The organism is Nocardioides sp. Leaf374 (genome assembly GCF_916862475.1).
Classification (GTDB): domain Bacteria; phylum Actinomycetota; class Actinomycetes; order Propionibacteriales; family Nocardioidaceae; genus Nocardioides; species Nocardioides kribbensis.
In genome coordinates, this window is the sequence record NZ_CAKASO010000032.1 from 1 (window position 1) to 23,812 (window position 23,812).

Genomic DNA, 23,812 nt, shown 5'->3' on the forward strand with positions numbered 1-23,812 from the left:
GGTCGCGGCGCCGACCCGGGCCGTCGGCTGACGGTGCGGCGCACGGGCGGCTTCGCCGGCCTGCGCGCCGAGGCCGACCTCGACCTCGACGCCGACGACGACCCGCGCGCGGCCGAGGCCCGCTCGCTGCTCGAGCGCGTCGACCTCGCGGCGGCCGCCGCGCGCGCGGAGGAGCCGGGCGGCGCCGACCGCTTCGTCTACGACGTCGACGTGGCCGGCACGCACGTGCGGGTGCCCGAGCAGGCCCTCGGCGCCGACCTCGCGCGGCTGGTGGAGGTCGTGCTGCGGCCCCCGGGCGACCCGGCCTGAGGGCCGCCCGGCCGGATCAGCCCAGGGCGCGGTCGAGGGCGGCCTCGACGTGCAGCGTGGTGCTGGGGAAGACCGGGAGCTCGGAGTCGGCCTGGCGCACGAGCAGCTCCAGCTCGGTGCAGCCGAGCACGACGCCGCCGGCGCCGGCGTCCCAGAGCTGGGAGATCAGGTCGACCACGAAGCGGCGCGAGGAGTCCTCGACGCGCCCGTGGACGAGCTCCTCGTAGATGATCCGGTTCAGCTCGGCGTGGTGCTCGGTGGCGGGCACGTGCACGGTCAGCCCGTCGTCGGCGAGGCGGTCGGTGAAGAAGCTGCGCTCCATGGTGAAGGTCGTGCCCAGGAAGCCCACCTCGGAGACCTTGCGCGCCAGGCAGGCCTCGGCCACGACGTCGGCGAGGTGCAGCAGCGGCACGTCGACCGCGGCGGCGACCTCGTCGGCGACGCGGTGGAAGGTCGTGGTGCACAGCAGCAGCACGTCGGCCCCGGCCCGCTCCAGGCCCTGGGCGGCGGCCACCAGCACCGCGGCGACCTCGTCCCAGCGCTCCTGGGCCTGCAGCGTCGTGAGCTCGGCGAAGTCGAGGGAGGAGAGCACGACCTTGGCCGAGGACAGGCCGCCCAGGCGCTGGGCCACGCCCAGGTTGAGCGCCTTGTAGTAGGCCGCGCTGCTCTCCCAGCTCATGCCGCCGACGAGTCCGATGGTCTGCATGCGGGTCAGTGTGACAGCCGGTGCAGCAGCGCGTCAGCCGATGCGGTGGACCTTGTGCTGCGCGGCCTGGGCGCGGGGGCGGATGACCAGCTGGTCGATGTTGACGTGCGCCGGTCGGGTCACCATCCACACGATGGCGTCGGCGACGTCGTCGGCGACCAGGGGGTCGGAGACCCCGGCGTACACCGCGTCGGCCTTCTCCCGGTCGCCGTCGAAGCGGACCAGGGAGAACTCGTCGGTGCGGACCATGCCGGGGGCGATCTCGCACACCCGCACCGGCTGGTCGAAGAGCTCCAGGCGCAGGGTCTCGGTCACGACCTGGGTGCCGTGCTTGGCGGCGGTGTAGCCGGCACCGCCCTCGTAGGCCACCCGCCCGGCGGTGGACCCGACGTTGAGGATCACCCCCGCGCCACTGGCCAGCAGGGCCGGCAGCAGGGCGCGGGTGACCTGCATGAGGCCGATGACGTTGACCTCGTACATCCGGCGCCACTCCTCGGCGTCGGCCTGGGCCACGGGGGCGGAGCCGAAGGCCCCGCCGGCGTTGTTGACCAGCACGTCGAGACGCCCGCCGACGAGCTCGGCCAGCCCGGCGACCGACGCCTCGTCGGTGACGTCGCAGACCGCGGCCACCCCGTCGATCTCAGCGGCGAGCTCCTCGACCCGCTCGGCGCGCCGGGCCGCGCAGACCACGCGGTAGCCCGCGGCGGCGAGCTGGCGCGCGGTGGCCGCGCCGATCCCGCTGCTGGCGCCGGTGACCACGGCGAGCGGACGGTCGGCAAGGCCCGACCCGGGGTCGGTGGTCGGCGAGGTCGCGGGGGTGGAGGGGGCGCTCATGGCTCCATCCTGCCGCGTGGCGCCAGGTGTCCACGACCCGGTCGCCGGGTCGGGAATCCCCGGGCGGGCCGCAGGGTTCTTGTCCGGTGGACCACTCTGGTCCGTGGGCCTCCGCGCGCCGCGGGAGCCCGCAGGTCGGCGCAGGGGCGCCGGCGACGACGCGAGGAAGGGTGGCGCAGCGTGGGAGAGCTCCGCCGGCTGGCCATGATCAGCCTGCACACCTCGCCGCTCGACCAGCCGGGCACCGGCGACGCGGGCGGCATGAACGTCTACGTCATCGAGCTGGCCCGCCGCCTGGCCGCGCGCGGCGTCGAGGTCGACATCTTCACCCGCGCCACGCGGTCCACGCTGCCGCCCGTCGTCGAGGCCGGCGACGGCCTCGTCGTGCGCCACATCCACGCCGGTCCCTTCGAGGGGCTGACCAAGGAGGAGCTGCCGGCGCAGCTGTGCGTCTTCGCCCGCGAGGTGCTGCGGGCCGAGGCCGCCCAGCCCTCGGGGCACTACGACGCCGTGCACTCCCACTACTGGCTCTCCGGCCAGGTCGGCGCCCTGGCCCGCGACCGCTGGGGCGTGCCACTGGTGCACTCGATGCACACCATGGCCAAGGTGAAGAACGACGCGCTCGCCGTCGGCGACCACCCCGAGCCCGCCGCCCGCGTCATCGGCGAGGAGCAGGTGGTCGAGGCCGCCGACATGCTGGTCGCCAACACCGACCTCGAGGCCAAGCAGCTGATCAACCTCTACGACGCCGACCCCGGCCGCGTGGAGGTCGTCCACCCCGGCGTCGACCTCGATCTCTTCCGCCCCCTCGACCACGCCCGCACCCGCGACGACCTCGGCCTGGCCCGCGACGCCCACGTGCTGCTGTTCGCCGGGCGGATCCAGCCGCTCAAGGCTCCCGACGTGCTGCTGCGCGCCGTCGCGGTGATGCTCCAGCGCGACCCGTCCCTGCGCCACAGGCTGGTGGTGCCGGTCGTCGGCGGGCCCTCGGGCAGCGGTCTGGACCGCCCCGAGGCCCTGGCGACCCTGGCCCGCGACCTCGGCCTGGTCGGGTCGCCCGGCCGCCCCGACGTGGTGCGCTTCGTGCCGCCGGTCGCCCAGGCCGACCTGGCCCGGTGGTACGCCGCCGCCTCGGTGGTCGCGGTGCCGTCGTACAACGAGTCCTTCGGGCTGGTGGCCGCCGAGGCCCAGGCGGCCGGCACCCCGGTCGTCGCCGCGGCGGTCGGCGGGCTGACCACGGTGGTCGACGACGGTCGCAGCGGTCTGCTGGTCGACGGGCACGACCCGCGGGCCTGGGCCGACGCGCTGGCCCGGGTGGTCGGCGACGAGGCCCTCCACGCGCGACTCGAGGCCGGCGCCGTGGCCCAGGCACGCCGCTTCTCGTGGGAGGCCACCGCCGCCCAGGTGCTCGCGGTCTACGAGCGCGCGCGCACCCGCATGCGAGAGTCGGTGTCATGACCACACGCGACGCGGCCGCCGCGACCGTCCGGGCCTGGCTGAGCAGCAACGACCTCGAGGTGGAGGAGTCGGCCGAGGGCGTCTTCTCCTTCTCTCTGCCCGGCGAGAAGAAGCTGCAGACCCCCGTGCGCCTCGACATCGGCGCCCACGCCCTGGGGGTGCACGCCTTCGTGTGCCGCAACCCCGACGAGAATCACGAGCGCGTCTGGCGCTGGCTGCTGGAGAAGAACCTGCGCATGTACGCCGTGTCCTTCGCCGTGGACCGGCTCGGCGACATCTACCTCGACGGCCGTCTCCCGCTGCGCTCGGTCGACGAGACCGAGCTCGACCGGCTGCTCGGCTCGGTGCTGACCTACGCCGACGAGTCCTTCAACGCCATCCTCGAGCTTGGCTTCGCCTCCTCCATCCGCAAGGAGTGGGAGTGGCGCAAGCTGCGCGGGGAGTCCACCGCCAACCTCGAGGCCTTCCGCGGCTGGCTGGAGAGCGACCACGAGCCGGTCTCGGAGAACTGAGACCGGCCGGCTAGGCCCCGAGCAGCGCCTGAGCGCCCCCGCCGGTCCGCCAGCGGTCCAGCCACGCGGCGACCTCGCCGGGCGGCAGCGGCGCAGCCACCAGGAAGCCCTGGAGCCGGTCGCAGCCGAGGTCGCGCAGGCGGGGCACCACGCCGGGGTCCTCCACCCCCTCGGCCACGACGGCGAGGTCGAGGGCGTGGGCGGCGCCCACGGTGGCGGCCACGAGCCGCGACGCGGCCGGGTCGGTCGCGACGGCACGGGTCAGGGCCGGGTCGAGCTTGAGCTCGCGCACACCCGCGTAGCCGGCCAGCGGGGCCAGCGAGGCCGCTCCGGCGCCGAACTCGTGGATGCTCACCCCGACCCCGAGGGCGTCGAGGGCGGCGAACAGCGCCTGCACCGCCGGGCGCGGGTGGGGCGCCGGCTCGGCGATCTCGAGCAGCAGGCACCCCGGCGGGGCCGACGCAGCGGCCAGGAGCGACGCGACGTCGTCGACGAAGCCGTCGACGAGCAGGTCGCGTGCCGCGACGTTGACCGACACCGTGGGTGCGTCGGGGGCCAGGCCGGTGGGCGGGTCGGCGGGCCGGGCGGCGGCCGCCAGCACCGCGTGGTCGGTGAGGGCCCGGGCCACGGCGTGCAGCGTGAGCGCCGTGAGGGCGCCCTCGGCCCGCGCCACCGGCAGGACGTCGCGGGGCAGGAGCAGCCCGCGACGGGGGTGGCTCCAGCGCAGCAGCGCCTCGTAGCCGTTCACGGTGCCGTCCCACCCGACCTGCGGCTGGTGGTGCAGGCCCAGGGCCTCGGAGCCGTCGCGGCGCTCGAGGGCCGCGCGCAGGTCGGGGCCGAGCGTGGGGTCCGCGGCGGCCTCCTCACGCGCAGGCGCGCCCGGGCGGGCCTTGTCGGCGTACATCGCCCGGTCGGCGACGCGCATCAGCTCGACGAGGTCGTGTCCGTCACGGCCCTCGAGGGCGACGCCGACCGAGGCGCCGACCCGCAGTCCCACCCCGTCGACCCGGACGGGCGGGGCGAGGGACCGACGCACCGCACCGGCCAGCGAGGAGCCGTCGTCGCCGGCCGGCAGGGCGGCGGAGAGCACGAGGAACTCGTCGCCCCCGAGGCGCGCGACCAGCGCCCCGGGCCGCGCCGCGCGCTCGAGCCGGGCCGCGACCTCGACCAGCACGGCGTCGCCGGCGGCGTGCCCGAGCGTGTCGTTGACGTGCTTGAAGTGGTCGAGGTCGACGATCAGGACGGCCCGGCGGGTCGGGTCGCCGTGCCGTTCCCCGGTCAGGAGACGCCGGGCGCGCCGCTCCAGCCGCGCGCGGTCGGCCAGCCCGGTCAGTGCGTCGGTGCCCGCGCGGCCGACCCGACGGGTCACGGGGCCGTGACCGTGCGCTGCGCCCGGGGCTGTGGCCGGCGCCGGGCCACCGCGACGCCGACGAGGGCCAGCGCGCCGCCGGCGTAGGCGATGGTCGGCGGGGTCTCGTCGAGCAGCAGCAGGCCGAGCACGATGGTGATCGGCGGCACGAGGTAGGTGGTGACGCCGAGGTTGCCCGCGCTCATCCGCGACAGCGCGTAGGCGTAGGTGGTGAAGGCGATGGCCGTGGGGAAGGCGCCCAGGTAGACCACCCAGGCCACCGACGAGGCCGGCGCGGCCGCGGTCTCGGCGACCAGCCGGCCCGCGAAGGGCAGGCAGGCGACCGCCCCGATCGTGCAGGCCAGCCACGTCACGTGCACCGCGGGCAGTCGCGCCACCAGGGGCTTCTGCAGCACGAGGCTCACGGCGTAGACGACCGCGGCCAGCAGGCAGAGGAGGACCCCGAGCAGGTCGCGCTCGCCGCTCTCCGAGGTCGACAGCCCGATGAGGGCGACGCCGCCGAAGGCCAGGGCCAGTCCGAGCCCGAGGTAGGGCGTGAACCGCTCGTCCAGGAAGAGCGCGGCCAGGAGCGCGATGAGCACCGGCGACACCTGGATGAGCATGGCCGCCGTGCCGGCGTCGACCCGCTGCTCGCCCTCGTTGAGCGCCACGTTGTAGACGCCGAACCACAGCACCCCGATCACGACCAGCGACACCCACTGCCGTGGCGTCGCCCGCGGCAGGCCCCGGGCCAGCGCGAAGGGCGCCAGGACGACCGAGCCCACCACCAGCCGCCCCAGCGACAGGGCGCCGGGGGAGAAGTCGGCCCCGAGGTGACGGATCGCCACGAAGGCCGAGGCCCACAGCACCAGGGTCACCCCGACCGCGGCGACCGGCAGCCACGCGGCGGGGGCCGGGACGGCGTCGGAGGTCGGGGAGGTGGGTGCCGAGGTCGAGGGACGGGTGGTCACGCGACCACCCTAGGGACGTGCGCCCGGCCCGGTCGCGCGGGTTTCGGACCGCGCGGTCGGGGCCGTGCGCACCGCGGCGTCAGAGGTCCAGCTTGTAGCCCAGGCCCCGCACGGTGACGAGGTACCTCGGCTCGCCCGGGTCGGGCTCGAGCTTGGCCCGCAGCCGCTTCACGTGCACGTCGAGGGTCTTGGTGTCGCCGACGTAGTCCGAGCCCCAGACCCGGTCGATCAGCTGACCGCGGGTCAGCACCCGCCCGGGGTTGCGCAGGAACATCTCCAGCAGCTCGAACTCCTTGAGCGGCAGCCGCTGCTCCTCGCCGTCGACGGTCACGACGTGGCGCTCCACGTCCATCCGCACCGGTCCGGCCTCGAGAGTGGCCGGGGCGAGGTCGGGCTCGGTGCCGCGGCGCAGCACGGCCCGGATGCGGGCGACCAGCTCGCGGGGGGAGTAGGGCTTGGTGACGTAGTCGTCCGCCCCGAGCTCCAGCCCGACGACCTTGTCGACCTCGTCGTCCTTGGCGCTCACCATGATCACCGGCACGTGGGAGGTCTGCCGGATCTGCCGGCACACCTCGGTGCCCGGGAGCCCCGGGAGCATCAGGTCGAGCAGCACGATGTCGGCGCCGTTGCGCTCGAACTCCGTGAGCGCGGCGTTGCCGTCGGCGGCGATGGCCACCTCGAAGCCCTCCTTGCGCAGCATGTACGCGAGGGCGTCGCTGTAGCTCTCCTCGTCCTCGACCACCAGTACCCGTGTCACGGGCTCTCCTCCTGCATCTGTCGTTCGTGCGCGTGGTGCTGGGGCAGCGTGAGGGTGAAGGTCGAGCCCTGACCCTCCGCCGACCAGACCCGGACCTCGCCGCCGTGGGTGGCGGCGACGTGCTTGACGATGGACAGCCCCAGTCCGGTGCCGCCCGTCGAGCGGTGTCGTGCGGGATCGACGCGGTAGAACCGCTCGAAGATCCGGTCGAGCTCCCCGGCGGGGATGCCGATGCCCTGGTCGACCACCGAGATCTCCACCGTGCCGTCGTCGGCCTTGGTGGTGACCAGCACGGTGGAGTCGGGCTCGCTGTAGGACACCGCGTTGGCCACGAGGTTGGACACCGCGGCCATCACCTGGCCCTCGTTGCCGAAGACCTCGAGGCCCTCGGTGCCGTGGACGATCACCGAGATCCGCTTGTCCTCGGCGTCGATCTTGCTGGTGTCGACCGCGACCTGCACGACCTCGTCGAGGTCCACGGCCACCGGCGCGTCGAGCGGGGCGTCGGCCTGGAGCCGGGAGAGCTCGATGATCTGCTGCACCAGCTTGGAGAGCCGGTCGCTCTCGGTGAGCATGCGGTCGGCGAAGCGCTCGACGGCCTCGGGGTCGTCGGAGGCCTCGTGGACGGCCTCGGCCAGCAGGCGCAGCGCGCCGACAGGGGTCTTGAGCTCGTGGCTGACGTTGGCCACGAAGTCGCGTCGCACGGCCTCGACGCGCCGCTCCCGGGTGCGGTCCTCGACCAGGGCCAGGACCAGCCGCGAGCCCAGCGGCGCGACGCGTGCGGTCACGTTGCGCACCGGCACGCCCTCGCGGGTCATGAGGATCTCGGTCTCGCGGATCTGGCCGTCGCGGCGCACCTGGCGCACCATCTCGGCCAGCTCGTCGGCGAGCAGCCGGGTGCCCCGCACCAGCCCCAGCGCGTAGGCCGGGGCCGACGCCTTGAGCACGGTGTCGTCGTCGTCGACCACCACCGCGCTGCTGCGCAGCACCGACAGCACGGTGGCCACCCCGGGCGGCACCACGGGCGTCTCGACCGGGCGCGCGGCGTACTGCTGACGGTCGCTGACGTGCCACGCGAGCACGGCGCCGCCGGCGACGACGGCCCCGATGATCGCGGCCAGGAAGGCCTGCGTCGTCGGGTCCACGTGCGGAATGGTACGCAGGCCCCGGACCCGCCCTCACCGCGGAGCGGCCGGCTTCGCGATGTTCACCGCACGTTCACCCCTCCTCGCACGCCGGACACCTAGGCTCTCTACGTTTGCCTCCATGCGCGACGCCTTCCACGACCAGCTCGAGTCCGTCCTCGGTGACCTCGCCGGCATCTGCCGCGACGTCGAGACCGCCGTCAGGCTCGCCACCGAGGCGCTGCTGAGCGGCGACGCGGCCGTCGCCGAGCAGGTGATCAGCGCCGACGTCGAGATCGACCGGGCCCGCGAGCGGGTCGAGGACCAGGCCTTCGCGCTGCTCTCGCTGCAGGCGCCGGTCGCCGGCGACCTGCGCGTGGTCATCGCCGCGCTGCGCATGGTCAGCGAGCTCGAGCGCATGGGCGACCTGTCGGTGCACGTCGCCAAGATCGCCCGGCTGCGCGTGCCCAACGTCGCCGTGCCCCAGGCCATCCACCCCACCATCGCCCGCATGGCCGAGGTCGCCGAGGACATGGTCAAGCGCGTCGGCCAGATCATCCTCAGCCAGGACGTCACCGCCGCCATCGAGCTGGGCCGCGACGACGAGGTCATGGACCAGCTGCGCCGCAGCAGCTTCGCGCAGCTGCTCTCCGACGACTGGACCGAGGGCGTCGAGGCCGCGGTCGACGTGGCCCTGCTGGGTCGCTACTACGAGCGCATCGCCGACCACGCCGTGTCGATCGCCAACCGGATCGTCTTCGTCGTCACCGGCGAGCACCCGCGGGCCCTGCAGGCCTGAGGGCGCCGGTCCCGCTGGTCGGGGTCGCTCAGCGGCCCTGGTTGGCGACCGCGGCGGCGGCGGCCGCCGCGGCGTCGGGGTCGAGGTACTCCCCGCCCGGCACGGTGGGGCGCAGGTCGTCGTCGAGGCGGTAGACGAGCGGCATGCCGGTGGGGATGTTGAGCCCGGCGATGTCGTCGTCGGAGATGCCGTCGAGGTGCTTGACGATCGCGCGCAGGCTGTTGCCGTGGGCGGCGACGAGCACGACCTTGCCGGAGCGCAGGTCGGGCACCACGTCGGACTCCCAGTAGGGCAGCATCCGGGCGATGACGTCCTTGAGGCACTCGGTGGCAGGCATCGCGTCGCCGAGGTCGGCGTAGCGGGGGTCGCCGACCTGCGACCACTGGTCGTCGTCGGCGATCGGCGGCGGAGGCACGTCGAAGGAGCGGCGCCAGAGCATGAACTGCTCCTCGCCGTACTCCTCGAGGGTCTGCTTCTTGTCCTTGCCCTGCAGGGCGCCGTAGTGGCGCTCGTTGAGCCGCCAGGACCGCTTCACCGGGATCCAGTGGCGGTCGGCGGCGTCGAGCGCGAGGGCCGAGGTGTTGATGGCGCGGCGCAGCAGGGAGGTGTGGACCACGTCGGGCAGCAGGCCCGACTCCTTGATCAGCTCCCCGCCGCGGGCGGCCTCGGCGCGTCCCTTCTCGGTGAGGGCGACGTCGACCCAGCCGGTGAAGAGGTTCTTGGCGTTCCACTCGCTCTCGCCGTGGCGGAGCAGCACGAGGGTGTGGGTCGTGTCGGTCATCGTCACTCCGTGGGGGTCGACTCGGTCTCGACGGGCTCGTCGGGGGCGGTGCCCTCGTTGCCGCCGGGGCCCTCGACCTCGCCCTGGGGCTCGGTCTCGGGGCCGTACTCGACCACGGCCTCGGGGAACTCGCAGTCGTAGGACTCCTCGACGCTCCCGGCGGCCTCCCCGCTGCGGGTCTCGCCGGTGTCGGCGACGTCGAAGCCCTCGTACTCGTCGCAGGCCGCGACGACCGGCACGCCCAGGTCGACGGTCTCGCCGCTCTCGAGCGTGAAGGTCATGGGCAGCACGTCGCCGGCGATGAAGTCGCCGGTGACGCCGATGGCGGGGTCGACGTCGACGAGGTTGACGAAGCCCAGCGGCGCGATCTCGACGGGGTCGAACGAGGCCACCTCGATGGGCAGCTCGCTGGCGTCGTCGGGGCTGGTGCGCGCGTCGACAGCGGTGAGCGTGATCGGCTCCAGCGGGTCGTCGTTGTTGAGTCCCACGACGAGGGTGCCGGCTCCCGGGGCGGCCGAGACGACCGTGGCCCCGAGCACCTTGAAGCTGCCGTCGACGAAGTTGGTGCCTGCGGCCGGCGTGTAGGGCCGGTCGGTGCCGAGGTTGAAGCCGCACGAGGTCAGCGTGGGCGCGACGAGCGCGAGCGCGCCCACGGCGAGCGTGAGCCTGCGGGGGAGGTGCATGAGGTGGCCTTCTCAGGTCGTCGTGGCGCGTGTGTGGCGCCAGCCTAGCGGGCGCCGACGGGGCTCAGGCGCGCAGCCCGACGGCGGTGCCGGCCACGACCATCCCGGCGACCACGAGAGCGAGGTAGAGGCCCACGAGGAGCAGCAGCCGGGCGGCGCCGAGCCGGAGCCCCAGGCGCAGTGGCAGGTAGGTCCAGCCGTCCTCGTTGTCGGCCACGAGGCCCCACACGGCGCGCAGCACGTGGACCCCGACGCCCAGCAGCGCCGCGAGGACCACCATGACCACGGTGGGTGCGGAGCCGGCGTCCTCGCCGTCCCACCCGCCGTAGGAGAGGAAGACGGGGTAGAGGGCGAAGGCCGCCGCCCAGGGCACGAACGACAGCACGCCGCTGCGCAGGACGACGTTGCCGACCAGCCCCAGCGCGACCGAGACCAGGTACGCCGACCCCGCGGTGACGCCGTGCGAGACCGACAGCGGCACGAGCAGCAGCACCCCGCAGGCCAGCGCGAACCACGCCGTGCCCGGCTCGAGGCGCCCGTCGGCGAGCGGCTTGCCCTTCGCGGCGTGGGCGGCGTCGCGCCCGCGGTCGACCAGGTCGTTGTGCCAGCCGAGGACGGCCTGCCCCACCAGGACGGTGGCGAGCACCAGGCCCAGCTCGCGCGTCGGTCGGTTGGCCAGGGCCGAGGCCAGGCCCATCAGCGCCGCCGTGAGCACCGCCTGGCGCGGGTGGGCGGCGTGCAGCAGGAGCAGCGGCGTGAGGTCGCGCAGCCGGGTCAGGGCGCCCCGGCGCGCCGTGGCGTCGGACGGAGGGGCGGGGGTCGGGGAGGCGGGGGTCGGCGAGGTGGGCGCGGGAGCCGCGGCGGTGAGGGTGCCGCCGGCTCGCGCCCCGGGACCCGTGACGTCGCGGGACGCTGCGGGCGCCGGAGCAGGCGCCGGAGCAGGCGCCGGAGCAGGTGCCGGAGCGGGCGAGGGCGCGGAGGCGGGAGCCGGGGTGCTGGTCTCGTGCTGCTCGCCGCTGCTGCGGCGTCGTCGCCACGGGGTCGGTCTGGCCATGGGGGGAGTATCGGCCACGGCCGGTCGGATCCGCGCAGAACCAGCCCGCGGGTCGCGGTCGGCGCCCGGGTCCGAGGAGGCTCGCGACGGGCGCGCCGGCGGCACGGACGAGGGTCCCGAAGGGTGTGCCGGCGGGGGTCCCGGAGTCGTCCGCATCACACGTCTCGATATCTGTCAAGCCCTGAAGGGGCCTCTGACCTGCGCAAACGTGTCAGTCGACATTCTCAGGTCGTGTTAAGATAGAGGCCTAGGAAGGGGTACCTGACATATGACATTCACCGTCGGCGAAACGGTTGTTTACCCGAACCACGGGGCCGCAGTCATCGAGGACATCGAGATGCGGACGATCAAGGGGGAGGACCGTCAGTACCTCGTCCTTCGGATCGTGGCCCAGCAAGACCTGGTCGTGCGCGTGCCGGCCTGCAACCTCGACCTGGTCGGCGTCCGCGACGTCGTCGACAAGGAGGGCCTGGAGCGCGTCTTCGACGTGCTGCGGGCGGCCCACGTGGAGGAGCCGACCAACTGGTCGCGCCGCTACAAGGCCAACCTGGAGAAGCTGCACAGCGGCGACGTCATGAAGGTGGCCGAAGTCGTGCGCGACCTGTGGCGCCGCGAGCGCGACCGCGGGCTGTCGGCCGGCGAGAAGCGGATGCTGGCCAAGGCGCGCCAGATCCTCGTCTCCGAGCTGGCCCTGGCCGAGCACACCAACGAGGACAAGGCCGAGACCCTCCTCGACGAGGTGCTCGCGTCCTGAGCCCCGACCCGACGCGTCGGGTCACCCGCACCACCGACGAGGCCCCCGGGACCACCCGGGGGCCTCGTCGCGTCGCGAGCCGTCACGCCGGGCCCGGGACGCCGTACGGTGGGCGGTCATGAGCACCGCGCCGCACGACGCCGTCCCGGTCGTCCTCCCCGACCCCGACCCCGACGTCGAGCCCGAGCCCGCCCTCGGGGCGGTCGTCGAGCAGGGGCGCGGTTCGCTGCCCTACGCGCTCATCCACGGCGAGGCGCTGGTCGCCTGCGCCTCCTGGGCGCTCGGTGACGCCGGCATCACCGCCGTCGACCTCGGCACCGGCTGGGAGGGAGTCGCGGACGCCGGCGAGCCCTTCGTGCTCCACGACGCGCTGTGCCCGATGACCCCCGCGTCGTTCCTGGCCGCCTGCGTGCGGGCCGCCGTCGAGCGCGACGCCGTCGTGGTCGGCGTGACCGGGGGCTCCGAGGGACGCCCCGACGCCGCGTCGCCGGTGGTGCTGCCGGCCGCGGTGGTGGCGCAGGTCGCGCTCGGGTCGTTCGGCGACAGTCCCTCCGGACTCGTCGACGACGGCGACCTGGACGCGCTGGTGACGGCGCTGGAGACCCACCACGAGGTGGTCCGGGTCAGGGCGCCGACCGCGGGCCGTCGGGTGACCACGCGCGAGGACGTCGTACTGCTTGAGCGCGAGACCCGCCCGGCGTCGGCCGAGGGCTGAGGTCGCGCGGGGGCCGTCTACCGTGGGGCCCATGAGCCCGGCCGCGCGATCGACGCACCCACGGGGGACCGAGGCGGTGCTCGTCGTGGGCCGACGCGACGGCCTCGCCTTCGAGGCACTCCACGGTCGACCGCTCTACCTGCACGCCGCCACCTCGTTGGTCGCGGCCCTCGCCGGCACCGAGGTCCCGGTCACGCTCCTCGTGTCCGACGGGGACCACGCCCGGGTGGCCGCCGGGTGGTCGGGAGTCGTCCGCTCCTCCCGGGGCGGCGGTGCTGTCGAGGTCATGACCCAGCAGGAGTGGTGGAGCGCGCGCTCCTCCCGCCCTGCGGGGGCCCTCCTGGTGCACGACGCCCGGTGCCCGCTGGCCTCCGCGGAGCTGCTGCGCTCGGTGCTGGACCAGCAGCTGCTCGCCCCTGAGGTCTCGCTGGCGACATTCCGCCCGGTCACCGACACGGTGAAGACGGTCGACGAGGGACGCATCGCCGGCACCATCGACCGCGAGCGGCTCGGAGCGCTGATCGTGCCGACGGTCGTGTCCGGCGCGGTCGTCGGGCGAGCACTGAGCGAGGGGGCGGTCCCGCCGCTCGACGACACCGCGGCCCTGGTCAGGTGGATGCGGGAGAGGGGCGACGTGGAGCTGGTCAAGGGCCCCTCCCTGGCACGCCGGGTCGACGACCGCTCCGCCGTCGAGCTGCTGGAGTGCGTCGACGAGCTCAGCCGCACCGTGCGGCACTGACCAGGGCGGCCGGCCCCGCCGTCAGCGGCGCAGGAGCTCGCGGAACTCGCCGAGGAACTTCACCGGCTGACGCAGCACCGCTCGCGGTAGCTGGCGGAGGAAACCGAGCGGGTCGTCGCCGGCGCGTCGCAGCATCCGGCCCGGCTTGCTGACCACGCGTTGCTCGAGGTCGACGACGTACGCCGGGAGGAGGGCCCGCTGCGAGAGCTCCAGGTGTCGACCGCACCGCGTGCACCGCACCGCGTCGAGGAGCCGGCCCGCGTAGTGCAGCTCGTGCACGGTCAGCTCCTCGCAGCTCTCGCAGCGCAGGGAGGCCTGCTCGACGCTCACTCGTGGTCACCCCCCGGCCAGAGGTGGCGCAGCGCCGAGCGTCGCGACGGCGGAGCGGCAGCGGGATCGGGATCGTGGGTGCCCGACAGGTCGTAGCCGGCCTTGGCGAGAAGGCGCTCGGCCAGGAACAGGTCCTCGGGGAAGGTGATCTTGACGTTGCGTGCGTCGCCCTCGACGCAGTGCACGGGCAGGTCGGTGTAGCGCTCCATGCAGCTGGCGGTGTCGGTGCCGACGAAGCCGTCGCGATGGGCGCGGCGGTAGGCCTCGAGCAGGGGAGCGGCTCGGAAGGCCTGCGGCGTCTGCACGGCGACGACGCGGTCCGGAGGCTCGCTGCCGGAGTCGAGAGCGGTCAGGTGCGCCTGCTCTCGCACCGGGAGTGCTCCGCCGTGCTCCCAGGCGGCGTCGACCACCGAGGCGAAGAGAGCCGTGCCGGCGAGGGGACGCGCGGCGTCGTGGATGACGACGACGTCGACCCGGCCGGCCTCGATGTCGGGCGCGAGTGCTTGGAGGGCCTCCCACTCGGAGGCGTGGCGGCTGTCGCCGCCGGTGACGATCGTGACCTCGGGGGGGCCGACCTCGCGACCCACGGCGGCGACGACGTCGTCGCGGTCGGCTTCGCGGATGACGATCACGGTGCGCTCCACCGACGCCAGCCCACGTGCCCAGCGCACCGCCCACGTGAAGACCCGGCGACCCGCGAGGGGCAGCAGGACCTTGTTGGTCTGGTAGCCGGAGCGGCGGCCCTCGCCGGCGGCCAGCATGACGACGGCGGCACGGGGAGCGGACACGTCCTGCGAGGACCGTCCGAGCGGACGGGAGGGGCGTGGTCGCACGCACGGAGCGTAGCGGTCACGTCGTCCTCCTCCCGATCCGCCCGGACGTCGTGCCGGGTGGGTCTGCTCAGCCCGCGACGAGCCGTCGCTGCAGGTCGCCCAGCGCCGGGACCTCGGCTCCAGGGGTGTCCATCGCCTCCTGGATGCGTCGCATCCGCACGATGAGCGAGGACTCCTCGAGGGCCACGTCGTCGTAGGTGAGGACATGGTCGACAGGGACGTCGCGGGTCAGCACGGCACCCGACAGCACCCCGAGCGGGACCAGTCCCTCCCGTGCGAAGTCCTCCGCGGGATCGATCATGCCCCGCACGGTCGCGCCGCCGATGCCGTCGATCCGCTCACCGGCCGACATGGCCCGCTTCGTCTGCGCGCCCACCTCCGCGGTCCAGTGCTCCGTGGTGAGGCTGGCACGCCCGTCGAGCACCATCTCGTAGACGGTGAGCGGCGCCTCGATGCTCGCCAGGTGGTAGGGCCGGTAGAGGGCGAAGTAGGGCCCGTCGCCCATCTGCAGGTAGCTCATCTCGTGGTGGACGTAGGGGTCCTCGGTGCGGATGACGACGAAGACGCCCGGTGCGACCGGGCCGGTGCAGTAGTCGACGACCCCGGCCTTCTCCAGGACGCCGCCGTCCTCGACGAGGGAGAACGTCTCGTGGAGGGTCGGCACGGTCGACGGCGGGCCGTGCATGCCGCGGGTGCTGACCCCCAGACCGGTGGTGTTGGCCAGCGACGCCATCTCGATCATGGCCTTCGACCCGTCGACGAAGCTGGTGAGCATCTTCGGGTTCATCTGCTTCGTCCCGGCGCGCTCGGCCAGCGACTCGGGGGTCGCGTACGGGTCGAGCGGGTTGTTCTTGCCCTTGCCGGCGCAGATGACCTCGAAGTTCAGGTCGCGTGCGTAGTCGACCAGGATCTTGGTCTCCACCGGCTCGTCGCCCCGGCACACAGAGTAGACGGCACCGGACTGGCCCGCGAGGTGGGTCAGGTAGCGGCCGACGGTGACGTCGGCCTCCACCGTCAGGGTGGCGACGTTGATCCCCGCTGCCAGCGCCTGGACCGCGACGTTGACGGCCACCTCGGGCACGCCGGTGGCCTCGACCACGACGTCCAGGGGCAGGGAGCCGAGGTCCTCGGGACGGGTGAGAGCGACGCTGCCGCCGGCCTCGACCACTCGGGCCGCGTCGTCGGGCCCGAGCGTCTCGACGGGGGTGATCCCCGCCTGGGTGAGGGCTTCCACCGCACGCTCGTGCTGGACGTCGACCACGGCGGACAGCGTGATGCCGGGCATGCGCAGCAGCTGGGCGGCGAAGCCGCGACCCATCTGACCCGCGCCGACGAGGCCGATGCGCAGCGGGCGTCCTGTCTCCTCCAGGCGGAGCTGGAGCCTGTCTCGGTAGCTCATGGGCTGCCTTCCTCTCCCGCGGTGCGGGTGATGCGGAACGTGTCGCCGACCGCGAGCAGGGGCAGGTCGCCCTTGCGCACGCAGACGTCGCCGGGCAGCTTGGCCTGGCTGCGTCCGTCGGCCTTGAGGTCGAGGTGACCCAGGTTGAGCAGGTTGTCGCCGACGACGTCACCGACGGCGAGGACCTCCAGGGAGGTGTCGCCGATGTGCACCGTGTCGCCGGGGCGGGGCCCGTCGACCGCGGTGCTCGCCGTGTGCAGCACGGAGATGTCGTGGAGCTCGGCGGGAGAGCCGTCGGCGAAGAAGATGAGGAGACCGTGGGCCAGGAAGGCTTCCACCTGGTCGCCGACCTGGGTCACGACCGACTCGTAGACCGTCGTGGTCGCGGGGCTGGTCACCGTCATGACTCCTGCACGTCCTCGGTCTTGACGCCCGAGACGAAGAGGTCCTCGGTGATGAACTGCGCGAGCGGCCCGGCCGGGCTCGTGGCGTGGATGTCGACCGTCTTGACCTTCTTCATCGGGTAGACCCCGACCCGCGCCGTCCCGCCGCAGTCGATGACGGCGACCGCGATCTTGTCGAAGGGCGCCGAGCTCTTGAAGCCGTCGAAGGCCTCGCCGCCGGTGAGCTCGGCGATGCGCTGGGCCACCGGGTGGATCCCGCCGCCGGTGATGGAGGCGATGAGGGGCTTCTCGCTGGTGGGCGTGATGGTGAGGGGCCCTCCCCATCCTCCCCGGCCCTTGCTGACCTTGACGGACTTGTAGTCGCTCATGGTTGTCCTTGTGTGTTGGTGGGGGTGGTGGGTCAGCTCGAGGCGCTGTAGAGGCCGAAGCTGGCGAAGTAGGCGATGACGACCGACAGCGGACCCGTCACCAGGCGTGAGATCAGCACGGCGGGTACGCCCACCTCGACGGTCTCCGGCTCCGCCTCGCCGAGGGCGAGACCGACGGGGATGAAGTCGCACCCGACCTGCGGGTCGATCGCGAACAGCGCCGGAAGCGCGTACTGCGGCGGGATGTCGCCCTCGCCGATGCGCGTGCCGAGGATGACCCCGACGACCTGGGCGATGACGGCTCCCGGGCCCAGGACGGGGGAGAGGATCGGGATCGAGCAGAAGACGCTGATCGCGAGCAGGCCGAGCAGGTTGCCGGCCAGCGGCTCCACGAGGTGGGCCAGCAGGTCGCCGAGTCCTGACTCCTGGATGATGCCGATCAGCACCGCGATGAAGGCGATGAACGGCAGGATGTTGCGGATGACGGTCTCGATCGTGTCGCGACCCGACTGGTAGAGCGTGTTGACGACTCCGCCGACGGACTTGCCGACACCGACCAGGGCGCGGTTCACGGCATCGACGCTCTTGCCCGAGCCGCCCTTGTTCGGGGTGGGGGTGGTGGTGCTCATGCCGCGACCTCCTGGGTGGTGCCGCGGCGCGAGAGCATCCGGGCGGTGATGAGCTCGGTCAGGATGCCGCGGATCAGGATCACCACGAGGCCGACCAGCAGGTAGCGGACCGCGAGGTCGCTGGTGCCGAGCCCCAGGGTGGTGATGCCGGCGGCGATGCCGAGGTAGACGAACAGCTCACCGGCGTTGGCGTGCGGGAAGATGCCGGTGATCGGGTGCACGAAGCTGACGGCCGAGTCGTAGAAGGCCGGCTTGTAGCGCTCGGGCAGGAAGCGCCCCATCGTGTAGCACATGGGGTTGGTGAGGAAGAAGACCGACAGCATGGGGAACAGCAGGTAGCGGACCGGGTACCACTGGACACCCGGCCGCGCGGCGTACTCGCCGAGCTTGTCGATGCGCTCGGGCCCGATCCAGCGGATGAGGGCGTTGACCGCGGTCAGCAGGACGATCAGGGTCGGCAGGATGCCGGTGACGAGGCCGACGAAGACCTCGCCGCCCGCCTGGAACAGCCCGATGAACCACTCGGCGCCGTGGGCCAGCGCGCCGAAGACGCCGGACGGCTCCTCGATCTGGGGATCGGCGGCGAGCGGCAGCAGGGCCGCGGCCGTGAAGGTGAATGGCATGATGGAACTCCTCGTCGAGTAGGCCTCCCTCAGGAGGGCCAGTCGGTGATGCTTGCCCGGCATCGTGTGTGTGGTCGGCGGGTGGGCCCGCTCGACCGAGGTGCCTCTCGCCGGCTCCGGGCTCCACCCCGGGTCCGGTGAGAGTGGTGCTGCTAGGCCGTGGCCCGAGCCGCCGTCCTGTCCCGCGCCCGCAGGAGCTCGACGGCCTGGCGGGCCGCGTCGCGCTGCTGTGTGGAGAGCGTGGGGAAGTCCTTGTCGCCGAGGACGTGGTTGGTCCTGGCGTCGATCAGCGCGGGCACCGGTCGGGCCCGGGCGAAGGTGGTGAAGCCGCGCAGCGTCAGTGCCTCGCGGATGATGCCGTGCTCGTCGACGGCGAGCGCGACGAAGGCGCGGCCGCCGCGGTAGCGCCGACCGGCCGCGCCGACGCTCACCGTGCCCGAGCGGCGCAGGTCCCGCACGGCGGCGTTGAAGGCCATCGACTGCTTGTAGGCGAGCAGCAGCTGCACGGCCCAACCGGCGACGACGGCGGCGAGGACGAGGATCCATGAAGCGGGCATCTCAGGCACCTCCGGTGCTGTCGGGGCGGGTGCGTGCGGCACTGATGAGGCCGCGCGCGAGGGTCTCGTCGCAGACGAGCGAGTCGATGAGGTGGCCGCGCAGTGCTCCCAGGACGCCGGGGATCTTGGCCCGGCCCCAGGTGACGCCCACGACGTGGGGGATCTCGAGGAGCGTGGGCAGGTCCACACCGAGGACGCGGTCGTCGACCGCGCCCTGGATCGGTCGGCCCTCGGCGTCGTAGTAGCGCGCGGCGACGTCACCGACCGGGCCCGCGGCCCAGAAGGCGTCGAGCTCGGCCGGGGCGAGGTTCAGGGACTCCAGGATCGCCGACGACGACCCGTGGGTCGGGGTGCCGATGCCCACCAGCGCGAGGTCGGCCCGGGCGGCCTCGGTGAGCGCGTCGGCGATCGAGGACTCGCCGAGCAGCGCGTCGCGTGAGCGTCGCGTCTCGAGGGTCGCCGGGGCGTGCAGGAACCGGTACTCGGCACCGAGACGCACGGCGAGCTCGCGGACCAGCTCCTGCCCGCTGATCTCGTTGCTGATCGATGACAGGCCTCCGACGAGCTGGACGAGGGAGAGGCGGTGGTGCTCGGTCTGGGCGGTCGTCGCGTAGACCATGGCCTGCAGGGCCTGGCCCCACGAGAGGGCCACGGTCATGGCGTCCTTGAGGTTGTCCAGCAGCAGGCGCGCCGCCTGGGTGCCGACCTGGTCCTCGATGCGCAGACCCGCCACGAGGCCGGCGTGGGCCACACGCACGTCACGCAGACCGAACCGGTCGCGCAACTCGTCCTCGAGGTCGTGGACGCGTCCCTCGGGGTCGTTGATGCGGATCTCGACGATGCCCTGGTTCTGCGCCTCGGTGAGCATGCGCGACACGTTGGACCGGCTCGTGCCCAGGGCGTCTGCGACCTGCGCCTGCGAGCGGCCCTGGACGTAGTACATCCGGGCTGCGGCGAGCAGCATCGCGGGATCGCGGGGAGTGGGCATGTTCACCTCTGTGCGGAAGGTCGATCACATATGTGCTCGATCATGTAAGCGTGTGAGCCGGGTCACGTCAAGGGTCGAACGTGATCATCTTGGGAACGGTCGGGCGCGGTCGGCAGGAAACGGGCCGCGGGGCGGGGGGATCCGGGCGTGGGCGCGACCGAGGGCGCGACCGCCCGGGTCGGGCGGTCGCGCCAGCGGCGGTCTCAGAGTGCGCCGTCGAGCCGGTGCTGGATCCTCTCGAGCAGCTGCGCGGCGTGCGCCCCGTCGGCCACCCGGTGGTCGACCGTCAGGCCTGCGTGGAGGGTCAGGGCCAGTCCGACGCCGCCGGGCACGGCGACCGGACGCTGTGCGATGCCGCCGAGGCTGAGCACGCTCGCCTGTGGCGGGGTGAGCAGTGCCTGGAAGCGGTCGACGCCCATGCCTCCGAGATTGGAGAGCGAGGCGTTGGCCACCCCCATGTAGCTCGGGTCGAGGCGTCCGGCGTGGGCGGAGGTGACGACGGCGCGGATCTCGCCGTCGAGATCCGCGGCGGTGTCGACGTCGGGCTCGGTGAACGTCGGGACCAGCAGTCCGCGGTCGGTGGCCACGGCCAGCGCGATCGACGGCGGCGTGGAGGGGCCGGGCCGACCGTCCTCCCACCGGCTGAGCAGCTCGGGCACCTCGCGCAGCGATGCGGCGTAGGCACGCAGCAGCACGGTGGTCCAGGACAGCCGCCCGCGGCGAGCGTCGGCGGCGTCGAGTCGCAGCTCGCGCCACACGGTGAACTGCGGCACCGCCGCGCTCGGGGCCATCGCGCGGGCCACGGCGACCCGGATCGCCGTACGCCGGTCCTGCGGGGCCTTGGCCGGCCGAGAGGCCGCGTCGGTCGTGCTCGGCGCCCGGGGGGCCGCGGGTGCGGGCCCGGCGGTCACGGCGGTCACGGCGGGCGTGGCGGGCGTCGGGGCCGCGGGGGAGTCCGCCGCCGAGGCGACGAGGGCCTCGATGTCGCCGACGCGCACGAGGCCCTCGGGCCCGGTGCCGGTGACGGCGCCGAGGTCGATGCCGTGCTGCCGGGCCAGGGCGCGCGCCCGCGGGACCGCGGCGGCCGGTCCGGCAGACGCTCCCTGGTCCGCCTCGGGCGGGGCGAGCGGGGCCCGGGTCTCCGCGGCTAGCGTGGTCGAGGGGGCCTCGGTGTCCGGGACGCCCAGGTCGCCGGGGTCCGTCGAGGGGGTGACCGGCTCGGGCTCCGGGTCCGGCTCGGACAGGAGGTCGCCGAAGGCGCCGCCGTCATCCTCTCCCTCGACCCAGGCGATCGGCTCGCCCACGTCGACCAGGCCGGTCTCGACCACGATCTCGACCAGGGTGCCGGAGACGGTGCTCTCGACCTCCATGTCGACCTTGTCGGTCATGACCTCGCACACGACATCGCCGGTCTCGACGACGTCGCCGACCTTGACCATCCAGGACGAGACCTCGCCCTCGGTCATGGTCATCGACATCTTGGGCATGCGGATGGCCAGTCGTGCCATCAGGACTCCTTCATGAGCGTCAGGGCCGCGTCGACGATGTCGTCGACCTGTGGCACGGAGGCGCGCTCCAGCTGTGGCGCGTAGGGGATGGGGGCGTCGAGGCCGCTGAGGCGGCGCACGGGAGCGAGGAGGCGGTAGAGCGTCGGGGACTCGGTGATGCGGGCGGCGATCTCCGCGGTGAAGCCGGCATGGCCCGGCGCCTCCTGCACGAGCAGGGCGCGCCCGGTCCGGGAGACGTCCTCGAGGATCGGGGCGTCGTCGAGCGGGGTGAGGGTCCGCGGGTCGAGCACGGAGACGTCCACGCCCTCGTCGGCCAGGACGGCGGCGGCGTCGAGGGCCCGGGAGACCATCACGCCGGTGGCCACGACGGTGAGGTCGGCGCCCCTGCGGTGCACCGCCGTCCGTCCGAGCGGGACGCGGAGCGGCTCGACGGGGACCGGCCCCGACGTGCGGTAGAGGAGCTTGTGCTCGAGGAAGATGACCGGGTTGGGGTCGTCGATGGCCGAGAGCAGCAGGCCCTTGGCGTCGGCGGGGGTGGCCGGCATGACCACCTTCAGGCCCGGCACGTGCGCGAACCACGCCTCGAGGCTCTGGGAGTGCTGGGCGGCGGCGCCTGTGCCGGAGCCGAGAGGGGCTCGCAGCACCATCGGCACGCTCGCCGCGCCCCCGAGCATGAAGTGGATCTTGGCGGCCTGGTTGACGATCTGGTCCATCGCCTGGTTGGTGAAGTCGGAGAACTGGATCTCGACGATCGGACGCATGCCGGCCAGTGCGGCGCCGACGGCGGCGCCGACGATGCCGAGCTCGGAGATGGGCGTGTCGCGGATGCGCTCGCCGCCGAAGCGGTGGAAGAGGTCGCCGCTCACGCCGAAGGCTCCGCCGTAGACGCCGATGTCCTCGCCGAGCATGAAGACGCGGTCGTCGGCCTCCATGGCCTGGCCGATCGCCTCGCGCACGGCTTCGGAGTAGGTGAGGTCGCGCTCGCCGGCGGTCGGTGCGCCCGGGTCGAGGGTGGTGCTGGTCATGGTCGTTGCTCCTGTGCGGTGGGGTCGGGTGGGCCGCGGCGGGTCAGGCCGGGGCGAAGACGGCGTCGAGGAGGTCGGAGGGGTCGGCGTCGGGTGCGGCGTTGGCGGCACGCACGGCCTCGCGCATGGCCTGCTTGGCCTCGTCGCGCACGGCCTGCACGGCGGCCTCGTCGAGGAGCCCGCGCTCCTGGACGACGGCCTCGAACCGCACGATCGGGTCCAGGGCCCGCCACTCGGCGATCTCCTCCTTGGTCCGGTAGAGGTTCTTGTCGGACTTGGAGTGGCCCTTCCACCGGTACGTGACGTTCTCGACCAGGGTGGGTCCCGCGCCCGAGCGGGCCCGGGCGACCGCGTCGGCGACCGCGGCGTGGACCGCCTCGACGTCGTTGCCGTCGACCGTGACGCCCGGGATGCCGTAGGCCGAGGCACGGTCGGCGACGTGCGCGACCGCCATCGACTTCTCCGTGGAGAAGGACATGCCGTACTTGTTGTTCTCGCAGATGAAGACCACCGGCAGCTTCCAGATGGCCGCCAGGTTGACCGCCTCGTGGAAGGCGCCCTCGTTGGCCGCGCCGTCGCCGAAGAAGCAGGCCACCACGCGGTCCTCGCCGCGCAGCTGGTAGGCCAGCGCGGCGCCCGTGGCGATCGGGATGCCGCCCGCGACGATGCCGTTGGCGCCGAGGTTGCCGGTGGCGACGTCGGCGATGTGCATGGAGCCGCCCCGACCACGGCAGTAACCGGTCTCCTTGGCCAGGAGCTCGGCCATCATCCGCGTCAGATCGGCCCCCTTGCCGATGCAGTGTCCGTGCCCGCGGTGGGTGGAGGTGATGGCGTCGTCGCTGCGCAGGGCCATGCAGGCGCCGGTAGCCGACGCCTCCTGGCCGATCGAGAGGTGCATCGTGCCGTGCATGAGCCCGCGAGCGAAGAGGTCGTCGACCGCCTCCTCGAAGCGGCGGATGGTCCACATGGTCAGCAGCGCGTGACGCGCGCGTCCGGCGTCGGCGAGAGGGGCAGAGGTCACAGGAGGCTCCTTTGCACATATGTGCATATGTCAGTCACGGATGTTCAGACTGTAGGTGACCCAGGTCACCGCCCACAAGAGGTCGCCGCGCAGGAAGGGTTTTCACGCCCGTAACACGGCGAAACCGGCACCGAACACGCCAGACCTAGCGTCGACCGGGTGAAGGAGGCACCTCCATGGCGATGACTCGGCCCGCCGGAGGGCGCGGATGACCCCGCGTCCGGCACGCGCAGCCAGCCAGGACGAGTGGCAGCCGGTCTGCCGCGTCGTGGACCTGGAGGTCGACCGTGGCGCCACCGCGCTGGTCCATGGCCAGGCCGTCGCGCTGTTCCGGCGCGCCGACGACACCGTCTACGCCCTCGGCAACCACGACCCGTTCGCCAAGGCCTCGATGCTCGCCCGCGGGATCGTGGGTCAGCGCTCCGGGGTGCCCTTCGTGGCCTCCCCGGCGCACAAGCACGCCTTCGACCTGCGCACCGGCCGCTGCCTCGACGACCTCGGGGTCTCGGTGCCGGTCTACTGCGTCAAGGTGCTCGACGGCGTCGTGCACGTCGGGCACCGCAAGGTCGACGCCGCCTGATCC

General features: G+C 73.4%; 29 protein-coding genes. 8 read left to right on the forward strand and 21 right to left on the reverse strand.

Going from position 1 to position 23,812, the window contains the following annotated elements:
* On the forward strand, positions 1-309 hold a 309-nt coding region (locus tag LPA27_RS13935; RefSeq protein ID WP_324251260.1), incomplete at its 5' end, for a protealysin inhibitor emfourin.
* A gap of 16 nt (positions 310-325) precedes the next feature.
* On the opposite strand, the gene LPA27_RS13940 is transcribed toward LPA27_RS13935, so the two are convergent.
* Complete coding sequence (locus tag LPA27_RS13940) at positions 326-1,015, reverse strand: aspartate/glutamate racemase family protein (RefSeq protein WP_193666243.1); 690 nt, start codon at positions 1,013-1,015, stop codon at positions 326-328.
* A 33-nt stretch (positions 1,016-1,048) separates the two neighbouring features.
* Positions 1,049-1,849 (reverse strand): SDR family NAD(P)-dependent oxidoreductase, encoded by an 801-nt coding sequence (locus LPA27_RS13945; protein WP_228942829.1) that lies wholly within the window; start codon positions 1,847-1,849, stop codon positions 1,049-1,051.
* 204 nt (positions 1,850-2,053) lie between these two features.
* On the opposite strand from LPA27_RS13945, the gene mshA reads away from it, so the two are divergent.
* Together mshA and LPA27_RS13955 are read left to right on the forward strand one after the other, a co-directional pair.
* The gene (mshA, locus tag LPA27_RS13950) at positions 2,054-3,307 is read left to right on the forward strand and encodes a D-inositol-3-phosphate glycosyltransferase (RefSeq protein WP_228942853.1); all 1,254 of its coding nucleotides are present in this window, start codon (positions 2,054-2,056) and stop codon (positions 3,305-3,307) included.
* Positions 3,304-3,819 (forward strand): YbjN domain-containing protein, encoded by a 516-nt coding sequence (locus LPA27_RS13955; protein ID WP_193666241.1) that lies wholly within the window; start codon positions 3,304-3,306, stop codon positions 3,817-3,819. The genes mshA and LPA27_RS13955 overlap by 4 nt, the downstream gene beginning before the upstream one ends.
* Before the next feature lie 10 nt (positions 3,820-3,829).
* Here the strand turns inward: LPA27_RS13955 and LPA27_RS13960 are convergent, their stop codons facing one another.
* The 4 genes from LPA27_RS13960 to LPA27_RS13975 all read right to left on the reverse strand — a co-directional run bounded on the left by LPA27_RS13960 (position 3,830) and on the right by LPA27_RS13975 (position 8,040).
* Positions 3,830-5,188 carry an EAL domain-containing protein gene (locus LPA27_RS13960; protein ID WP_228942830.1) on the reverse strand — a complete coding sequence of 453 codons (1,359 nt, stop codon included), beginning with the start codon at positions 5,186-5,188 and terminating at the stop codon, positions 3,830-3,832.
* Complete coding sequence (locus LPA27_RS13965; protein WP_228942831.1) at positions 5,185-6,138, reverse strand: DMT family transporter; 954 nt, start codon at positions 6,136-6,138, stop codon at positions 5,185-5,187. The genes LPA27_RS13960 and LPA27_RS13965 overlap by 4 nt, the downstream gene beginning before the upstream one ends.
* A gap of 79 nt (positions 6,139-6,217) precedes the next feature.
* Positions 6,218-6,895 carry a response regulator transcription factor gene (locus LPA27_RS13970; protein WP_056863471.1) on the reverse strand — a complete coding sequence of 226 codons (678 nt, stop codon included), beginning with the start codon at positions 6,893-6,895 and terminating at the stop codon, positions 6,218-6,220.
* Positions 6,892-8,040 carry a sensor histidine kinase gene (locus LPA27_RS13975; RefSeq protein ID WP_056903431.1) on the reverse strand — a complete coding sequence of 383 codons (1,149 nt, stop codon included), beginning with the start codon at positions 8,038-8,040 and terminating at the stop codon, positions 6,892-6,894. The genes LPA27_RS13970 and LPA27_RS13975 overlap by 4 nt, the downstream gene beginning before the upstream one ends.
* A gap of 121 nt (positions 8,041-8,161) precedes the next feature.
* On the opposite strand from LPA27_RS13975, the gene phoU reads away from it, so the two are divergent.
* The gene (gene phoU / locus LPA27_RS13980) at positions 8,162-8,818 is read left to right on the forward strand and encodes a phosphate signaling complex protein PhoU (RefSeq protein WP_056863473.1); all 657 of its coding nucleotides are present in this window, start codon (positions 8,162-8,164) and stop codon (positions 8,816-8,818) included.
* A gap of 28 nt (positions 8,819-8,846) precedes the next feature.
* Here phoU and LPA27_RS13985 read toward each other — a convergent pair whose 3' ends face one another.
* The 3 genes from LPA27_RS13985 to LPA27_RS19285 form a co-directional block, all read right to left on the reverse strand.
* Entirely contained in the window at positions 8,847-9,599 is a 753-nt protein-coding gene (locus LPA27_RS13985) for a phosphoglyceromutase (protein WP_056903432.1), read from the reverse strand.
* 2 nt (positions 9,600-9,601) lie between these two features.
* Complete coding sequence (locus tag LPA27_RS13990; protein ID WP_056863475.1) at positions 9,602-10,282, reverse strand: hypothetical protein; 681 nt, start codon at positions 10,280-10,282, stop codon at positions 9,602-9,604.
* A 64-nt stretch (positions 10,283-10,346) separates the two neighbouring features.
* Positions 10,347-11,336 carry a UbiA family prenyltransferase gene (locus LPA27_RS19285; RefSeq protein WP_267477216.1) on the reverse strand — a complete coding sequence of 330 codons (990 nt, stop codon included), beginning with the start codon at positions 11,334-11,336 and terminating at the stop codon, positions 10,347-10,349.
* A 268-nt stretch (positions 11,337-11,604) separates the two neighbouring features.
* Here LPA27_RS19285 and LPA27_RS14000 point away from each other — a divergent pair, with 268 nt between their 5' ends.
* From LPA27_RS14000 to LPA27_RS14010, 3 genes are all read left to right on the forward strand, one after another.
* Positions 11,605-12,090 (forward strand): CarD family transcriptional regulator, encoded by a 486-nt coding sequence (locus LPA27_RS14000; protein ID WP_056863477.1) that lies wholly within the window; start codon positions 11,605-11,607, stop codon positions 12,088-12,090.
* Positions 12,091-12,208: 118 nt separating this feature from the next.
* A complete protein-coding gene (locus LPA27_RS14005; RefSeq protein WP_056903435.1) occupies positions 12,209-12,805 on the forward strand; it encodes a hypothetical protein in 597 nt (198 codons plus the stop codon).
* A 31-nt stretch (positions 12,806-12,836) separates the two neighbouring features.
* Positions 12,837-13,544 (forward strand): 2-C-methyl-D-erythritol 4-phosphate cytidylyltransferase, encoded by a 708-nt coding sequence (locus tag LPA27_RS14010; protein ID WP_228942832.1) that lies wholly within the window; start codon positions 12,837-12,839, stop codon positions 13,542-13,544.
* A 21-nt stretch (positions 13,545-13,565) separates the two neighbouring features.
* Here LPA27_RS14010 and LPA27_RS14015 read toward each other — a convergent pair whose 3' ends face one another.
* The 12 genes from LPA27_RS14015 to LPA27_RS14070 all read right to left on the reverse strand — a co-directional run bounded on the left by LPA27_RS14015 (position 13,566) and on the right by LPA27_RS14070 (position 23,229).
* On the reverse strand, positions 13,566-13,874 hold the full coding sequence (locus tag LPA27_RS14015; protein WP_056863480.1) for a hypothetical protein: 309 nt from the start codon (positions 13,872-13,874) through the stop codon (positions 13,566-13,568).
* Positions 13,871-14,662: an IspD/TarI family cytidylyltransferase gene (locus LPA27_RS14020; RefSeq protein WP_228942833.1), complete on the reverse strand. Its 792-nt coding sequence runs from the start codon at positions 14,660-14,662 to the stop codon at positions 13,871-13,873. The genes LPA27_RS14015 and LPA27_RS14020 overlap by 4 nt, the downstream gene beginning before the upstream one ends.
* 112 nt (positions 14,663-14,774) lie before the next feature.
* Positions 14,775-16,106, reverse strand: coding sequence for an NAD(P)H-dependent oxidoreductase (locus tag LPA27_RS14025; RefSeq protein WP_056903437.1), 1,332 nt, complete (start codon positions 16,104-16,106; stop codon positions 14,775-14,777).
* Positions 16,103-16,504: a PTS glucitol/sorbitol transporter subunit IIA gene (locus tag LPA27_RS14030; RefSeq protein ID WP_162242360.1), complete on the reverse strand. Its 402-nt coding sequence runs from the start codon at positions 16,502-16,504 to the stop codon at positions 16,103-16,105. Before LPA27_RS14030 ends, LPA27_RS14025 begins: the two co-directional genes overlap by 4 nt.
* A gap of 2 nt (positions 16,505-16,506) precedes the next feature.
* On the reverse strand, positions 16,507-16,878 hold the full coding sequence (locus LPA27_RS14035; RefSeq protein WP_056863483.1) for a hypothetical protein: 372 nt from the start codon (positions 16,876-16,878) through the stop codon (positions 16,507-16,509).
* Between the two features lie 32 nt (positions 16,879-16,910).
* Positions 16,911-17,507: a PTS glucitol/sorbitol transporter subunit IIB gene (locus LPA27_RS14040; protein WP_082500121.1), complete on the reverse strand. Its 597-nt coding sequence runs from the start codon at positions 17,505-17,507 to the stop codon at positions 16,911-16,913.
* Positions 17,504-18,130 carry a PTS glucitol/sorbitol transporter subunit IIC gene (locus LPA27_RS14045; RefSeq protein ID WP_082500122.1) on the reverse strand — a complete coding sequence of 209 codons (627 nt, stop codon included), beginning with the start codon at positions 18,128-18,130 and terminating at the stop codon, positions 17,504-17,506. Before LPA27_RS14045 ends, LPA27_RS14040 begins: the two co-directional genes overlap by 4 nt.
* A 152-nt stretch (positions 18,131-18,282) precedes the next feature.
* Positions 18,283-18,687: a transcriptional regulator GutM gene (locus tag LPA27_RS14050; RefSeq protein ID WP_056863484.1), complete on the reverse strand. Its 405-nt coding sequence runs from the start codon at positions 18,685-18,687 to the stop codon at positions 18,283-18,285.
* 1 nt (position 18,688) lies between these two features.
* Positions 18,689-19,675: a sugar-binding transcriptional regulator gene (locus LPA27_RS14055; RefSeq protein ID WP_056863485.1), complete on the reverse strand. Its 987-nt coding sequence runs from the start codon at positions 19,673-19,675 to the stop codon at positions 18,689-18,691.
* Positions 19,676-19,878: 203 nt separating this feature from the next.
* Positions 19,879-21,183, reverse strand: a complete 1,305-nt coding sequence (locus LPA27_RS14060; protein ID WP_056903439.1) for a dihydrolipoamide acetyltransferase family protein — start codon at positions 21,181-21,183, stop codon at positions 19,879-19,881.
* Entirely contained in the window at positions 21,183-22,208 is a 1,026-nt protein-coding gene (locus tag LPA27_RS14065; RefSeq protein WP_056863487.1) for an alpha-ketoacid dehydrogenase subunit beta, read from the reverse strand. Before LPA27_RS14065 ends, LPA27_RS14060 begins: the two co-directional genes overlap by 1 nt.
* Before the next feature lie 43 nt (positions 22,209-22,251).
* Complete coding sequence (locus LPA27_RS14070; RefSeq protein ID WP_228942834.1) at positions 22,252-23,229, reverse strand: thiamine pyrophosphate-dependent dehydrogenase E1 component subunit alpha; 978 nt, start codon at positions 23,227-23,229, stop codon at positions 22,252-22,254.
* 208 nt (positions 23,230-23,437) lie between these two features.
* Here LPA27_RS14070 and nirD point away from each other — a divergent pair, with 208 nt between their 5' ends.
* The gene (nirD, locus tag LPA27_RS14075) at positions 23,438-23,809 is read left to right on the forward strand and encodes a nitrite reductase small subunit NirD (protein WP_228942835.1); all 372 of its coding nucleotides are present in this window, start codon (positions 23,438-23,440) and stop codon (positions 23,807-23,809) included.
* Positions 23,810-23,812 lie beyond the last annotated feature (3 nt).